The 13,448-nt window shown below is 69.8% G+C and carries 15 protein-coding genes and 2 tRNA genes; 14 read left to right on the forward strand and 3 right to left on the reverse strand.

Going from position 1 to position 13,448, the window contains the following annotated elements; genetic code table 11:
• The first annotated feature begins 225 nt into the window (after positions 1-225).
• From QN245_RS11560 to fdxA, 5 genes are all read left to right on the forward strand, one after another.
• Positions 226-846: a 2-dehydro-3-deoxy-6-phosphogalactonate aldolase gene (locus tag QN245_RS11560; RefSeq protein WP_184647212.1), complete on the forward strand. Its 621-nt coding sequence runs from the start codon at positions 226-228 to the stop codon at positions 844-846.
• Entirely contained in the window at positions 843-1,994 is a 1,152-nt protein-coding gene (dgoD, locus tag QN245_RS11565; RefSeq protein ID WP_160946586.1) for a galactonate dehydratase, read from the forward strand. The genes QN245_RS11560 and dgoD overlap by 4 nt, the downstream gene beginning before the upstream one ends.
• 4 nt (positions 1,995-1,998) lie before the next feature.
• Entirely contained in the window at positions 1,999-2,922 is a 924-nt protein-coding gene (locus tag QN245_RS11570) for an SMP-30/gluconolactonase/LRE family protein (protein WP_317843231.1), read from the forward strand.
• Positions 2,919-3,818: a 2-dehydro-3-deoxygalactonokinase gene (locus QN245_RS11575; protein WP_317843232.1), complete on the forward strand. Its 900-nt coding sequence runs from the start codon at positions 2,919-2,921 to the stop codon at positions 3,816-3,818. Before QN245_RS11570 ends, QN245_RS11575 begins: the two co-directional genes overlap by 4 nt.
• 92 nt (positions 3,819-3,910) lie before the next feature.
• Positions 3,911-4,234, forward strand: a complete 324-nt coding sequence (fdxA, locus tag QN245_RS11580) for a ferredoxin FdxA (protein WP_017909525.1) — start codon at positions 3,911-3,913, stop codon at positions 4,232-4,234.
• Between the two features lie 463 nt (positions 4,235-4,697).
• On the opposite strand, the gene QN245_RS11585 is transcribed toward fdxA, so the two are convergent.
• Both QN245_RS11585 and dapA read right to left on the reverse strand, forming a co-directional pair.
• Positions 4,698-5,222 (reverse strand): hypothetical protein, encoded by a 525-nt coding sequence (locus QN245_RS11585; protein WP_048489026.1) that lies wholly within the window; start codon positions 5,220-5,222, stop codon positions 4,698-4,700.
• 17 nt (positions 5,223-5,239) lie between these two features.
• On the reverse strand, positions 5,240-6,148 hold the full coding sequence (gene dapA, locus QN245_RS11590; protein ID WP_317843233.1) for a 4-hydroxy-tetrahydrodipicolinate synthase: 909 nt from the start codon (positions 6,146-6,148) through the stop codon (positions 5,240-5,242).
• A gap of 167 nt (positions 6,149-6,315) precedes the next feature.
• Between dapA and QN245_RS11595 the strand changes: the two genes are divergently transcribed.
• The 9 genes from QN245_RS11595 (at position 6,316) to QN245_RS11635 (ending at position 12,268) form a co-directional block, all read left to right on the forward strand.
• Entirely contained in the window at positions 6,316-6,891 is a 576-nt protein-coding gene (locus QN245_RS11595; protein ID WP_087943489.1) for a glycine cleavage system transcriptional repressor, read from the forward strand.
• Between the two features lie 61 nt (positions 6,892-6,952).
• Entirely contained in the window at positions 6,953-7,432 is a 480-nt protein-coding gene (locus QN245_RS11600; protein ID WP_010343914.1) for a peroxiredoxin, read from the forward strand.
• An 82-nt stretch (positions 7,433-7,514) separates the two neighbouring features.
• On the forward strand, positions 7,515-8,915 hold the full coding sequence (locus QN245_RS11605) for a PhoH family protein (RefSeq protein WP_160969602.1): 1,401 nt from the start codon (positions 7,515-7,517) through the stop codon (positions 8,913-8,915).
• Between the two features lie 41 nt (positions 8,916-8,956).
• On the forward strand, positions 8,957-9,406 hold the full coding sequence (locus QN245_RS11610; RefSeq protein ID WP_317845357.1) for a hypothetical protein: 450 nt from the start codon (positions 8,957-8,959) through the stop codon (positions 9,404-9,406).
• An 87-nt stretch (positions 9,407-9,493) separates the two neighbouring features.
• On the forward strand, positions 9,494-10,162 hold the full coding sequence (locus QN245_RS11615; protein WP_317843234.1) for a YoaK family protein: 669 nt from the start codon (positions 9,494-9,496) through the stop codon (positions 10,160-10,162).
• 47 nt (positions 10,163-10,209) lie between these two features.
• Positions 10,210-11,019, forward strand: coding sequence for a bifunctional hydroxymethylpyrimidine kinase/phosphomethylpyrimidine kinase (gene thiD, locus QN245_RS11620; RefSeq protein WP_317843235.1), 810 nt, complete (start codon positions 10,210-10,212; stop codon positions 11,017-11,019).
• A complete protein-coding gene (locus QN245_RS11625; protein WP_317843236.1) occupies positions 11,019-11,882 on the forward strand; it encodes an alpha/beta hydrolase family protein in 864 nt (287 codons plus the stop codon). Before thiD ends, QN245_RS11625 begins: the two co-directional genes overlap by 1 nt.
• A 62-nt stretch (positions 11,883-11,944) precedes the next feature.
• Positions 11,945-12,021: transfer RNA gene (locus QN245_RS11630), tRNA-Arg, on the forward strand.
• A gap of 170 nt (positions 12,022-12,191) precedes the next feature.
• A tRNA-Arg gene (locus QN245_RS11635) sits at positions 12,192-12,268 on the forward strand.
• 225 nt (positions 12,269-12,493) lie between these two features.
• Here QN245_RS11635 and QN245_RS11640 read toward each other — a convergent pair.
• Positions 12,494-13,288 (reverse strand): SDR family NAD(P)-dependent oxidoreductase, encoded by a 795-nt coding sequence (locus tag QN245_RS11640; RefSeq protein ID WP_317843237.1) that lies wholly within the window; start codon positions 13,286-13,288, stop codon positions 12,494-12,496.
• Between the last annotated feature and the right edge of the window lie 160 nt (positions 13,289-13,448).

A 13,448-nucleotide genomic window follows, 5' to 3' on the forward strand; every position in this document is an offset into this window, starting at 1 on the left:
TATGCCTAAAATTTCATTTGCAGAGCATAGCTCACGCGCGCAGGCTACCGCCCATCGCGCCCCTGCTGGCGTCGCCGCCGCCCATGCCAACGCAGGCAGGCCGATTCAGCCGGGTTCGCGCCAGCGTCGATGCAGCGTGCGCGGACCGCGGCCTTGCCGCCAGGCCGCACCCGGCACCGCGCTGACCGCGCGCCTCCTTCAACGCCGCTTCCGCCAGGTACCCCGATGTCCGCCGCTTCCCCGTTCCGACTCCCGCTGATCGCGATCCTGCGCGGCCTCACCCCGGAGGACGCGCTGGCGCACGTCGGGGCGCTGGTCGACGCCGGCTACGACGCGATTGAGATTCCGCTCAATTCGCCGCGCTGGGCCGACAGCATCGGCCCGGCCGCGCAGACGTTCGGGCAGCGCGGCTGGATCGGCGGCGGTACCGTGCTGCAGATCGGCGACGTCGACGCGCTGGCCGATCTGGGCGCGCGCTTCATCGTCACCCCCAACACGCGCCCGCCGGTGATCCGCCACGCGGTGGCGCGCGGCCTGCAGGTGGTGGCCGGCTTCGCCACGGCCACCGAGGCGTTCGATGCGTTGGACGCCGGCGCGCAGATGCTCAAGCTATTCCCCGCCGCCACCTACGGCCCCGGCCACGTGCGCGCCCTGCGCGCGGTGCTGCCGGCGCAGGTGCCGCTGTTCGTGGTCGGCGGCGTCAACACCGAGACCCTGCACGACTACCTGAGCGCCGGCGCGATCGGCGCCGGCATCGGCGGCGAGTTGTACCGCCCCGGCCAGCCGCTGACCCAGACCCAGGCGCACGCCGCCGCCTTCCGCCACGCCTATCTGGACCGCGCATGAAGATCGTCCGCCTCACCACCTACCACGCCGCGCCGCGCTGGCTGTTCCTGAAGGTCGAGACCGACGAAGGCATCACCGGCTGGGGCGAGCCGGTCATCGAAGGCCGCGCGCGCAGCGTCGAGGCCGCGGTGCGCGAACTCGGCGAGAGCCTGATCGGCAAGGACCCGGCGCGGATCAACGACATCTGGCAGATGCTCTACCGCGGCGGCTTCTACCGCGGCGGCCCGATCCTGATGAGCGCCATCGCCGGCATCGACCAGGCGCTGTGGGACATCAAGGGCAAGGCGTTGGGCGTGCCGGTGTACGAACTGCTGGGCGGGCGCGTGCGCGACCGCATGAAGACCTACCGCTGGGTCGGCGGCGACCGCCCCGCGGCGACCATCGCGCAGATCCAGGGCTACCGCGACCTCGGCTTCGACACCTTCAAGTTCAACGGCACCGAGGAAATGAAGCTGATCGACGGCCCGCGCGCGGTGGATGCGGCGGTGGCCAAGGTGGCGCAGATCCGCGAGGCCTTCGGCACCGCCATCGATTTCGGCATCGATTTCCATGGCCGCGTCGCCGCACCGATGGCACGCGTGCTGCTGCGCGAACTGGAACCGTTCAAGCCGCTGTTCGTCGAGGAGCCGGTGCTGCCCGAGCAGGCCGAGTACTACCCGCGGCTGGCCGCGTCCACGCCGATCCCGCTGGCGGCCGGCGAGCGCATGTTCTCGCGCTTCGACTTCAAGCCGGTGCTGCAGGCCGGCGGCCTGTCGCTGCTGCAGCCGGACCTCTCGCACGCCGGCGGCATCACCGAATGCCTGAAGATCGCCAGCATGGCTGAGGCCTACGAGGTCGGCCTGGCGCCGCACTGCCCGCTCGGCCCGGTGGCGCTGGCGGCCTGCCTGCAGGTGGATTTCGTCTCGCACAACGCGGTGCTGCAGGAACAGAGCATCGGCATCCACTACAACGAAGGCGCCGACCTGCTCGACTACGTGCTCAACAAGGACGACTTCGCCTGCGACAATGGCGGCAGCATCGCCGCCCTGCCCAAACCGGGCCTCGGCGTCGAGATCGATGAGGAGCGCCTGCGCCATGCCAACGCCAACCCACCCGACTGGCACAACCCCATCTGGCGTCACGCCGACGGCAGCATCGCCGAGTGGTGAGCCGATGAACGTTTCCATTCCGCCCCGCCACACCGCCACCCTGGCGGTGGACAGCCGCTGTGAGCATGGCGAAGGCATGCTGTGGTGCGAGCGCCGCGGCGTGCTGTTCTGGGTCGACATCAGCGGCCGCCGCCTGTGGCGCCACGATCCCGCCAGCAACGTCAGCCGCCATTGGGACCTGCCCGACCGCCCCGGCTGCCTGGGCCTGTTCGATGATGGCCGCCTGCTGCTGGCGCTGGCCAAGGGCGTGTACGCCGCCGATCCGGACGCCGCCGCCGAGGCCGACAGCGCGCTGCCGCTGCAGCATCTGGCGGACGTGGAGCCGGAGCGCGACGACACCCGCAGCAACGACGGCCGCGCCGACCGCCACGGCAACTTCGTGTTCGGCACCATGAGCGAACGCGACGACCAGGCGCCGGTCGGCAGCTTCTACCAATGGTCGGCACGCCACGGCCTGCGCCGCCTGCCGCTGCCGGGCGTGGCCATCCCCAACGCGATCTGTTTCAGCGCCGACGGCCGCACCCTGTACTACTGCGACTCGGTGCAGCCGCGCATCCTGTGCTGCGACTACGACCCGGACACCGCGCACACCGCCAACAGCCGCGTATTCGCCGAACTGGATCACCCCGATGCCGAGCCGGACGGCGCCATCGTCGACGCTGAAGGCCACCTGTGGAACGCGCAATGGCGCGCCTGGCGCGTGGTGCGCTATCGCCCCGACGGCAGCGTCGAGCGCAGCGTCGCCCTGCCGGTCAAGCATCCCACCTGCCCCGCCCTGGGCGGTGCCGATGGCGGCACCCTGTTCCTGAGCACCTCGCGGCAGGACCACACCGACGATGAACTGGCGCGCACGCCGCAGGCCGGCGGCGTGTTCGTGGCTGCGGTCGGTATCGCCGGCCTGCCCGAAGGACGCATCGCCAGCGCATGATCGTCGTCGACTGGGGCACCAGCAGCCTGCGCGGCTATCGGCTCGATGCCGAGGGCAGCATCCTTGAACAGCGCCGCAGCGACCAGGGCATCGCCGCCTGCCAGGGCCGCTTCGCCGCGACCCTGGCCACCTTGATCGACGGCTGGGACGGCGACGTCGTCCTGTGCGGGATGATCGGCAGCCGCAACGGTTGGATCGAACTGCCATACGCGCCCTGCCCGGCCGACGCCGCCGCGCTGGCCGCGGCGATGCAGCCGCTGCAGGACCCGGCCCTGCCCGGCCGCACGCTGTGGTTCGTGCCCGGCGTGGCCAGCGATGCCGATGCCGTGCCGGACGTGATGCGCGGCGAGGAGACCCAACTGATCGGCCTGCTCGCATTGCTCGCACAGGAACCGCATGCGGCCGACGTCCACCACGTCTGCCTGCCCGGCACCCACAGCAAGTGGGTGACGCTGCAGGACGGGCGCATCGCCTCGGTGGCGACGCTGATGACCGGCGAACTGTATGCGCTGCTGCGCACGCACAGCCTGCTGGCGCGATTGATGGACAGCGACGACGGCGCCTTTGATTCCGCTGCGTTCGATGCCGGCGTGCAACGCAGCGGCGATCCCGGCGGCCTGCTGCACCATCTGTTCGGCGTGCGTAGCCTGGGCCTGTTCGACCGCCTGAGCGGCGCCGCGGCACCGTCCTACCTGTCCGGGCTGCTGATCGGCCACGAACTGCGCGCCCACGCCACCTTGCCGCCGGTGGTGCACCTGGTCGGCGGCAGCGGCCTGCTGGAGCGCTACGCGCATGCATTGGTCGCACTCGGCAGCAGCGTGCGCACCCATCCGGAAGATCTGGCCGCGCGCGGCCTGTATCGCCTTGCGCGGCAGCACGGCGGTCTCGCCGGCTGAGCTGCACGTCGCGCGCCGCCCCCAGCCGGCCCACACACGGCGGCGACAGCCGCTTTGCATTAGAATTACCTGGTTAATCGCCGGATCGAGCCATGCCTTTCGTCGTCACCGAAAACTGCATCAAGTGCAAATACACCGACTGCGTGGAAGTGTGCCCCGTGGATTGCTTCCACGCCGGCCCGAACTTCCTGGTGATCGATCCGGACGAGTGCATCGACTGCACCCTGTGCGAGCCGGAATGCCCGGCCAACGCCATCTACCCCGAAGACGATGTGCCGGCCGGCCAGGAAGGTTTCGTCGCGCTCAACGCGGAACTGGCCAAGGCCTGGCCGGTGCTGACCACGCGCCAGGAACCGCTGCCCGACGCTGCCGAGTGGGACGGCAAGCCGAACAAGCTGCCGCTGCTGCAGAAGTAACCGCGCCGCGGATTCCGCCCAGGCGCCGCCCGCCAGACCGTACAAAACCGTAGAGACAAGCTGCGACTTCAGGGCGCCTCTGACAACTCGCGTTGCCGCCGCTCGACCGGGCACGGGGGTGGTTACACCCTCGTAGGACGCGAGGCTTCGCCCGACCCTCATCCGCCCCTGCGGGGCACCTTCTCCCAGAGGGAGAAGGGAGAAGCGCGAGCCCCTCTCCCTCCGGGAGAGGGGTTGGGTTGAGGGTACGGCGCGCAGCGTCGCGCTGAAGCAAGGAATGGCGCTTGTCCCCTTTTCTGGATCAGCCGCGACGGACATCCCGATCAAGCCCATCCCGGCTAAAGCCGCCCCTTGCATCTGCAAAGAAACCGCGCCGTGTTCTCGCCGAACGAAAACGGGCGCACTGCGGCGCCCGTTTCGCGTTCTGCAACAGATCCGGCGCACGCGCCGGACCCGTACCGGCTCAGTGACCCAGCTTGGCCTTCAGCGCCGCGATCAGCTTGACCGGCGCTTCGCCGGTGGCCGGCAGGCCGCGCGGGTCTACCGCCGAGACGTACACGCCGGCATCCACCGCTACCACGCGGACCAGGAAGTTGCTGCCTTCGTAGGCCACGTCGTAGGAACCCAGCAGCTGCGCGCGGCTGGCGATGGTGACGCCTTCGATGCCGCCCAGCGCGTCGCCGACCTGGCCGAACACCTGGTCGCGCGCGCCCGGCACCACGAAGCCGCTGTTCGACGCCGCCGGGGCCTGGCCGGCCGGGGCCGCTGGACGCTGCGCCGAGGCCAGCGCCGGCACCTTCATCGCCGCCGAGGTATCGGGCGAGGTCAGATCCGGCGGCACTTCCAGCGGGCGCATGTCGGGCGCCAGCGCGTAGTCGCCGCGCGGCTTGCCCTTGTGGAACCAGCTGCAACCGCTGGTGGCCGCGACCAGGGTGGTCGCCAGCACGGCGGCCGACAGCACGCGGACGTAGGGAACGGAAGCACGCATCAATCAATCTCCTGGAGTCAGGCCGCGAGCGTTTCGCGGCTGGATAGGTCTTCCAACGCGACAGCGTCGGCGGCAAGTCGGTCGGCCGTGGCGTGGTGCGCCGCGGACAGCGGCAGCAGCGGTAGCCGCAGGCCTTGGCCGATCCCGGCACGCTGCAGCAGCGCCTTGACCGGGATCGGGTTGGATTCGATGCCGCAGAAGGCATGGAACGGCTGCAGCCGCGCGTCCCATGCCTGCGCGGGCTCGGTCTGGCGGGCGCGCGCCAGGTCGCACAGGCGCCGGTAGGCGCACGGCAAGGCATTGGAGGCGACCGAAATCAGTCCGTCGTACCCGGCCAGGATCGCCTGCGCGGCGCTGCCGTCGTCGCCGCTGAACACGGCGAAGTGCTCGCTGCGCAGGGCCGCGAGCGCGGCGATGCGCTGCGGGTCGCTGCTGGCGTCCTTGATGCCGACGATGTTCGGGTGCTGCGCCAGCTGCGCCACCGTCTCCGGCAGCAGATCGCAGCCGGTGCGGCCGGGCACGTTGTACAGCATCACCGGCAGGCCCCCCTGCTCGGCGACCTCGGTGTAATGCGCGATCAGCCCGGCCTGGGTCGGGCGCACGTACGGCGGCGTCACCACTAGCGCGTACTGCGCGCCGTTGGCGGCGGCGCGGCGGGTCAGCGCCACGGTCTTGGCGGTGCCGGACAGGCCGGTCCCGGCCAGCACCGGGACGCGCCCGCCGATCGTCTGCACCGCCTCGCGCAGGATCCGGTCGTATTCGGCGTCCAGCAGCGTGGCCGCCTCGCCGGTCGATCCGGCCACCACCAACCCCTGCACGCCGCCGTCGAGCTGGCGTTTGAGCAGCCGCTGCCAGGCGTCGAGGTCGAGATCGCCATTGCCCTCAAAGGGCGTGGCCAGGGCGGTGATGATGCCGGAGAGGGACAAGATGCCGGGTGCTCGCTGGGAGGATGAGGGCCGCGCAGGCTGCGCGGACGGATCGGCCCCGCACGCGGGGCAGGGTCGCCCCGCATGTTACTTGCGGCCCGAAAGCGCGGGCAAGTATGCTGCACACCGTGCCGGGCGACCGCCCGGATGCCGTTCAGCCTTACGCAATGCCGGAAGCCCCTTTGACCGACACCACGCCCCGGCCCGCGCCGACCGAAAATCACCTCCTGATCAACGCCTACACGACGCATCCGGAGTCGCCCTTGTTGCCGGTGACGCGCCGTATCGCCGACAGCGGCTGCAATCTCGTCGATGCGCGCCTGGCCACGGTCGGCCGCGACGTGTCGGTGACCGCGCTGGCGACCGGCTCGTGGGACTCGGTGGCCAAGCTGGAAGCCATGCTCACCCGCCTCGACCGCGAGGAAGGCATGAAGCTGGTGTGGTACCGCACCGGCGCCAAGCAGGCGCAGTCCAACCTGCTGCCGTACATCGTCGAAGTCATCGCCGCCGACAAACCGGGCATCCTGTTCCAGCTGGCCGATTTCTTCGACCGCCAGGGCATCACCATCGAGAACCTGCAGAGCACGCGCTACCGCGCCATGCAGACCGGCGCGGAGATGTTCTCGGCGCAGGTGACGATCGGGGTGCCGGCGAACATGCACATCGCCGCGCTCCGCGACGACTTCCTCGAGTTCTGCGACCACCTCAACCTGGACGCGATCATGGACCCGATGAAGTTCTGAGCCACGCTGGACACCGACGCAATCGAACGCAGATGATGGCGATGCACGCGGAGGACACCCCATGAAGGACGGCGACACCCTGGACCGCAGCACGCTGGCCTTGCCGCTGGCGCTGTCCGGCGGCGCCAGCGCCACGCTCGGCGATTACGCCGGCCGCTGGCTGGTGCTGTATTTCTATCCGAAGGACAGCACGCCCGGCTGCACCACCGAGGGCATCGAGTTCAACGCGCTGCTGCCGCAGTTCGAACAGGCCGGCGCCACCGTGCTGGGCGTGTCGCGCGACTCGGTGAAGTCGCACGACAATTTCTGCGCCAAGCAGGGCTTCCGCTTCCCGCTGATCAGCGATGCCGACGAGGCGCTGTGCCGCGCCTTCGACGTGATCAAGGAAAAGAACATGTACGGCCGCCAGGTGCTGGGCATCGAGCGCAGCACCTTCCTGCTTTCGCCGACCGGCCAACTGGTCCGCAGCTGGCGCAAGGTCAAGGTTCCCGGCCACGCCCAGGCCGTGCTCGACGCGCTGCAGGCCGCCGCCAAGCAGTGATCACTGCCGTTTCCCGCACCCCGCATCGCCCTGCCCCGCAGGCAGCGATGGTTCGTCCCTGCTCCTCTTTCAGGAATCCAAGATGACCCGAGGCAAGCGCATCTACGTGCTGGATACCAACGTGCTGATGCACGATCCGACCGCGCTGTTCAAGTTCGAGGAACACGACGTGTTCCTGCCAATGCAGGTGATCGAGGAACTGGACAATGCCAAGAAGGGCATGTCCGAAGTCAGCCGCAACGCGCGCCAGGTCAGCCGTTTCCTCAACGAACTGATCGAGGGCGCCGGCGCCGAGCAGATCGAATCCGGCATTCCGCTCAGCCATCCGCAGGGCATCCAGCTCAAGAGCACCGGCAGCATCGGCCGGCTGTATTTCCAGATCCGTCCGGTCGAGCCCGGGCGCAGCTTCGGCAGCGTCGCCCCGGACAACAAGATCCTGGCCGCGGTGCTGGCGCTGCGCGAGGAACAGCCGGAAATTCCGGTGATCCTGGTGTCCAAGGACATCAACCTGCGGATCAAGGCGGCGATCAGCGGCCTGGTCGCCGAGGATTACGAGAACGACCGCGCGCTCGACGATTTCAGCCTGCTCTACACCGGCGCGATCGAGCTGCCGGAGGATTTCTGGCAGAAGCACAACCAGGACCTGCGCAGCTGGAGCGACAAGGGCCGCACCTGCTACGAGATCGCCCTGGCCGCCGACGAGGACTGGTACCCCAACCAGTACCTGTACCTGCCCGGCGAGGACGAAGTGGAACTGCGCGTGGTCAAGGTCAGCGCCGAGCGCAAGGCGACGCTGGCGCTGGTCGACGACTTCCGCAGCGGCCAGCACGCGGTGTGGGGCATCGCCGCGCGCAACCGCGAGCAGAACTTCGCGCTCAACGCGCTGATGGACCCGGAAATCGACTTCGTCACCCTGCTCGGCACCGCCGGCACCGGCAAGACCCTGCTGGCGCTGGCCGCGGGCCTGGCGCAGACCATGGACCAGCAGCGCTACCGCGAGATCATCATGACCCGCGCCACGGTCAGCGTCGGCGAGGACATCGGCTTCCTGCCCGGCACCGAGGAAGAGAAGATGACGCCGTGGATGGGCGCGCTCACCGACAACCTGGAAGTGCTCACCCACACCCAGGAAGGCGGCACCTGGGGCCGCCAGGCCACCAACGATCTGCTCGCCAGCCGCATCAAGATCCGCTCGATGAACTTCATGCGCGGGCGCACTTTCCTGTCGCGCTACCTGATCCTGGACGAAGCGCAGAACCTGACCCCGAAGCAGATGAAGACGCTGATCACCCGTGCCGGCCCCGGCACCAAGATCGTCTGCCTGGGCAACGTCGAACAGATCGACACGCCCTACCTGACCGAGACCACCTCCGGCCTGACCTACGCGGTGGACCGCTTCAAGGCCTGGCCGCACAGCGCGCACATCACCCTGCGCCGCGGCGAGCGTTCGCGCCTGGCCGACTACGCCTCGGAGGTGCTGTGAACGCGGCGGCCGGCGCGCGCCTGGCCGGCGCGACGCTGGCCATGGCCCTGCTCGGCGCCTGCGCCACCGCCCGCGGGCCGGCCACGGTGCCGACCGCGGTCAAGGCCGGGCAGTCGTGGATCGTCACCCGCAACAGCACCGCGGCGCAGGTGCTCGACACCTGCTCGCGTGACAGCCCGGCGCGCCACGACGGCGACGTCGCCGGCTACTGGATCCCGACCCCGGAGCAGATCGCGCAACTGGAGGCGCACCTGGCGCAACTGCAGCCGCAGATCGCCGACCCCACCGCGTCCGATCGCCAATACGTCGGCATCCTGTACCGCGGCAAGCAGGCGATCTACGTCAACGCCTTCGCGCCGGACGACAACAGCGAGCGCGACCCCACGGTCGACGCGGTAAAGGCCTGCGGCGGCGGCAGCCGTTTCTGGGGCGCGGTCTACGACCCGGCCAGCGAACGCTTTTCCGAGATCGCGCTCAACGGCGCACGCTGAGGTGGCTGCAGGCAGGCGCCAGTGCGGGCGGCACGCTGGAGCGTGCGCATCCCGCGGCCGCCGCGCCGCGGCTGCCCTGCGCGCGGCATGAACCTGGAACTGCCACGCTGGGCCTGGGCCTTCGCTGGGGCGCTGGCCGCCGTCGCCGGCATGGTCAACGTGGTCGGCTATCTGGGCTTCGAACATCAGGCGGTCACCCACCTCACCGGCACCACCACCCTGCTCGGCGCGGCGCTGGCCGACGGCGACGCACGCGCGATCGCGCAACTGGCCGGCGTGGTGCTGGCCTTCCTTGGCGGATCACTGCTCGGCGGCTTCATCGTGCAGGACAGCCGCCTGCGCCTTGGCCGCCGCTACGGCGTGGCGTTGGCGCTGGAGGCGCTGCTGCTGCTGGCGGCGATGCAGGCGTTCAAGCAGCAGCAACTCGCCGGCGCCGTGCTCGCCGCGATCGCCTGCGGCCTGCAGAACGCCACCACCACCATCTACAGCGGCGCGGTGGTGCGCACCACCCACCTTACCGGCATGTTCACCGACCTGGGCATCGGCCTGGGCCAGGCGCTGCGCGGCCTGCCGCTGCCGCGCCGGCGCATCCGCCTGAGCCTGCTGATCATCGGCGGCTTCCTGTGCGGCGGCGTGCTCGGCGCCTGGGCCTACCGCCATGTCGGCTTCGACGCACTGCTCGGCCCTGCCCTGCTGACCGGCACGGTCGGCACCTTGTATGCGCTGCAGGCGCATTACCGTAGACGCGAGCGCTGAGGGCGCGGCTGAGTGCATAACCCACGCCAGCCCTGCACAATCGGCGCATGAGCGTACCCACCGTCGTCTCCGCACTGAGCATCGCCGGCACCGATTCCGGCGGCGGCGCCGGCCTCCAGGCCGATCTCAAGACCTTCGCCGCACACCGTGTGCACGGGCTGACGGCGGCGGCCGCGCTGACCGCCCAGCACACCCGCGGCGTCACCGCGGTGCACGTGCCGCCACTGTCGTTCCTGCGCGCGCAGATCGACGCCTGCTTCGCCGACTTCGATATCGCCGCGGTCAAGCTCGGCATGCTCGCCAACGCCGAGGTGATCCACCTGGTCGCCGACGCGCTGGAAGAATATCGCCCGCCCTGGGTGGTGCTGGACCCGGTGATGGTGGCCACCAGCGGCGCCAAGCTGCTGCAGGACGACGCCCTGGACGCGCTGCGCGGCCGCCTGTTGCCGCTGGCGACGCTGGTGACGCCGAACGTGCCGGAAGCGCAGTTGCTGCTCGGCCGCCCGATCGACAACGCCGACGACGCCGAGCACGCCACCGCGGCGCTGCTCGAAGCCGGCGCGCAAGCGGTGCTGCTCAAGGGCGGCCACCTGCAGGAAGGCCAGCGGGTGATCGACCGCTACGACGACGGCGTCAGCCGCAGCGAATTCAGCCATGCGCGACTGGCGCTGGACGCACACGGCACCGGCTGCACCCTCGCCGCAGCGATCGCCGCACAGCTGTGCCAGGGCCTGGCCCTGCCGGCCGCCTGCGAAGCGGCGATCGACTACGTGGCGCGCGCGCTGCGTGGCAGCTACCGGCCCGGCCGCAGCGACGTGGCGGTGCTGGACCATTTCGGCGCGGCGCGCGGCCCATGATGAGCGCCGCCCCCATTGGTGCTGCGGTCGCCGAGCACGCCCTGCCCGTCGCCGCGGCCGACGGCCATCGCTGGACCTTGCTGGCGCGCATTCCCGATGCGCCGCGGCAGGCGCTGCTTTGGCTGCCGGCGCTGGGTGTGGCCGCGCGTCACTACCTGCCGTTCGCCGAAGCGCTGGCCGCACACGGGGTCGCGGTGTTCCTGCACGAATGGCGCGGCAACGGCAGCAGCACGCTGCGGCCGTCGCGGCACTGCGACTGGGGCTATCGCGCCCTGCTGCAACTGGATCTGCCCGCCAGCCAGGCGGCGATCGCCGGGTGCGGGATCGCGGCGCCGCTGGTCGTCGGCGGCCACAGCCTCGGCGGACAGCTCGCCTGCTGTTACGCCAGCCTGCAGCCGCAGGCGTTCGCTGCGTTGTGGCTGGTCGCCAGCGGCACGCCGTACTGGCGTCGTTTTCCCGCACCGCGCGGCTATCTGCTGCCGCTGGCCTACCGCCTGCTGCCGTGGCTGGCGCAGCGCCAAGGCGTGCTGCACGGCCGCCGTCTGGGCTTCGGCGGCACCGAAGCGCGCGGCCTGATCGCCGACTGGGCGCGCGTGGGCCGCAGTGGCCGCTACGCCGCGGCCGGCCTGGCCACCGACCTGGAAGCGCAGTTGGCGCAACTGACGCTGCCGGTGCGTGGCGTCGTGCTGCAGGACGACTGGCTGGCGCCGCAATCCTCGCTGCGCGGCTTGCTGGACAAGCTGGCCACGCCGGCCGCGCAGATCCACTGCCTGGACGCCGCGCAGCTGGGCGCGGCCGCCGATCATTTCGCCTGGATGAAGCGCCCCGCCGCCGTGGCCGCGGCGCTGCTGGCCGATCAGTGAAATTTTTCGGAAAGAGCATTGACGGGCCAGATCGACTCCCGCATAATTCCGCTCCTGACGACGCGCCCGTAGCTCAGTTGGATAGAGTACCTGGCTACGAACCAGGCGGTCGGGAGTTCGAATCTCTCCGGGCGCACCAGTCAGATGAAAAACGACAAGCCACCGCTTGTCGTTTTTTTTTGCCCTGCCGCGGCGATCCGGTCGCATCGAAGCAGCCCACAGCGGCGCACTCGCCCACGACCGTCATGCCGACGACACGCAGGTGTAGACGAATCGCCGCAAGTCGTGAATAATCCCGCGCCTGACAACGCGCCCGTAGCTCAGTTGGATAGAGTACCTGGCTACGAACCAGGCGGTCGGGAGTTCGAATCTCTCCGGGCGCACCAGTCAGATCAAAAACGACAAGCCAGCGCTTGTCGTTTTTTTTGCCTGCGCGTTGGCGATTGCACACATGTCACCAGGACGAGGGGCGCATCCGCATCATGACGATGCGCCGATCACGGCACCTGCTTCGCGTACAGACATTCGTATTACAGACGATCAACCGGAGCTACGAGGCGGACCCGCGTCGCCTCGGCCTCGCCCGCACGAGCGCCGAGGCACCGGCCGACTCAGGCGATGGTGTCCACCACGCCGCCATCGACGCGCAGCGCCGCACCGGTGGTCGCAGACGCCTGCGGCGAAGCGACGTAGACGCAGAGATTGGCAACCTCCTCCACCGTGGCGGCGCGGCGGATGATCGAGCTGGCGCGGTGCGCCTTGACGAAGTCGGCGGCGACCTCGTCCAGCGGCTTGCCGGACTGTTGCACCTGGTCGGACAACATGGCGGCGACGCCTTCGGTCAGCGTCGGCCCCGGCAGGATGGCATTCACGGTAACGCCAGTGCCGGCCATGCGCTTGGCCAGCCCACGCGACAGGGCGAGATCGGCGGTCTTGGTCACCCCGTAGTGAATCATCTCGACCGGGATGTTGAGTCCGGACTCCGACGAGACGAAGAGCACGCGCCCCCAGCCCTTGTCGGCCATCCCCGGCAGATACGCCCGGGAAAGACGCACGCCGGACATCACGTTGACGGCGAGGAAGCGCTCCCATTCCGCGTCGGGCGTCTCGAAGAAGTCCTGCATCCCGAAAATGCCGGCGTTGTTGACCAGGATATCGACGGCAGGAAGCGCCGCGACGATCGCGTCGCAGCCGGCCGCAGTGGCCACGTCGCCCACCACGGCACGCACGCGGGCATTGGCGACGTCGCGCTTGAGGGCAGCAACCGCGGCCTCGGTGCGGGCCTGGTCGCGACCGTTCAGCGCGACCTCGGCACCCGCCGCGGCCAAGCCCTTGGCGATCCCGAAGCCGATGCCGGCGGTCGAGCCGGTGACGAGGGCGGTTTTACCGGATAGATCGATGTTCATGACTGTCTCCATGCACGAAGATGAGGATGAGGATCCGCTTCGGCGCCCCACGCTGCGGGAGCGCCACCGACACACGCCGACCGCGCCGGCTGTTCCGTCGACTGCATCATGTGCGCATCCAATCGCAAGGCAAGGAACGACACGTGAACGCAGCGATGTG

The sequence above is a fragment of the Xanthomonas rydalmerensis genome, assembly GCF_033170385.1.
Lineage (GTDB): Bacteria > Pseudomonadota > Gammaproteobacteria > Xanthomonadales > Xanthomonadaceae > Xanthomonas_A > Xanthomonas_A rydalmerensis.

What these genes read in the sequence shown, in the direction of transcription:
- QN245_RS11600 (WP_010343914.1), top strand. Translation starts at nt 6,953, where the DNA reads ATGAAGGACGGCGACACCCTGGACCGCAGCACGCTGGCCTTGCCGCTG.
- QN245_RS11595 (WP_087943489.1), top strand. Translation starts at nt 6,316, where the DNA reads ATGCCGGAAGCCCCTTTGACCGACACCACGCCCCGGCCCGCGCCGACC.
- fdxA (WP_017909525.1), top strand. Translation starts at nt 3,911, where the DNA reads ATGCCTTTCGTCGTCACCGAAAACTGCATCAAGTGCAAATACACCGAC.
- thiD (WP_317843235.1), top strand. Translation starts at nt 10,210, where the DNA reads ATGAGCGTACCCACCGTCGTCTCCGCACTGAGCATCGCCGGCACCGAT.
- dgoD (WP_160946586.1), top strand. Translation starts at nt 843, where the DNA reads ATGAAGATCGTCCGCCTCACCACCTACCACGCCGCGCCGCGCTGGCTG.
- QN245_RS11585 (WP_048489026.1), bottom strand. Translation starts at nt 5,222, where the DNA reads ATGCGTGCTTCCGTTCCCTACGTCCGCGTGCTGTCGGCCGCCGTGCTG.
- QN245_RS11560 (WP_184647212.1), top strand. Translation starts at nt 226, where the DNA reads ATGTCCGCCGCTTCCCCGTTCCGACTCCCGCTGATCGCGATCCTGCGC.
- QN245_RS11610 (WP_317845357.1), top strand. Translation starts at nt 8,957, where the DNA reads ATGGCCCTGCTCGGCGCCTGCGCCACCGCCCGCGGGCCGGCCACGGTG.
- QN245_RS11640 (WP_317843237.1), bottom strand. Translation starts at nt 13,288, where the DNA reads ATGAACATCGATCTATCCGGTAAAACCGCCCTCGTCACCGGCTCGACC.
- QN245_RS11625 (WP_317843236.1), top strand. Translation starts at nt 11,019, where the DNA reads ATGAGCGCCGCCCCCATTGGTGCTGCGGTCGCCGAGCACGCCCTGCCC.
- QN245_RS11575 (WP_317843232.1), top strand. Translation starts at nt 2,919, where the DNA reads ATGATCGTCGTCGACTGGGGCACCAGCAGCCTGCGCGGCTATCGGCTC.
- QN245_RS11570 (WP_317843231.1), top strand. Translation starts at nt 1,999, where the DNA reads ATGAACGTTTCCATTCCGCCCCGCCACACCGCCACCCTGGCGGTGGAC.
- QN245_RS11605 (WP_160969602.1), top strand. Translation starts at nt 7,515, where the DNA reads ATGACCCGAGGCAAGCGCATCTACGTGCTGGATACCAACGTGCTGATG.
- QN245_RS11615 (WP_317843234.1), top strand. Translation starts at nt 9,494, where the DNA reads ATGAACCTGGAACTGCCACGCTGGGCCTGGGCCTTCGCTGGGGCGCTG.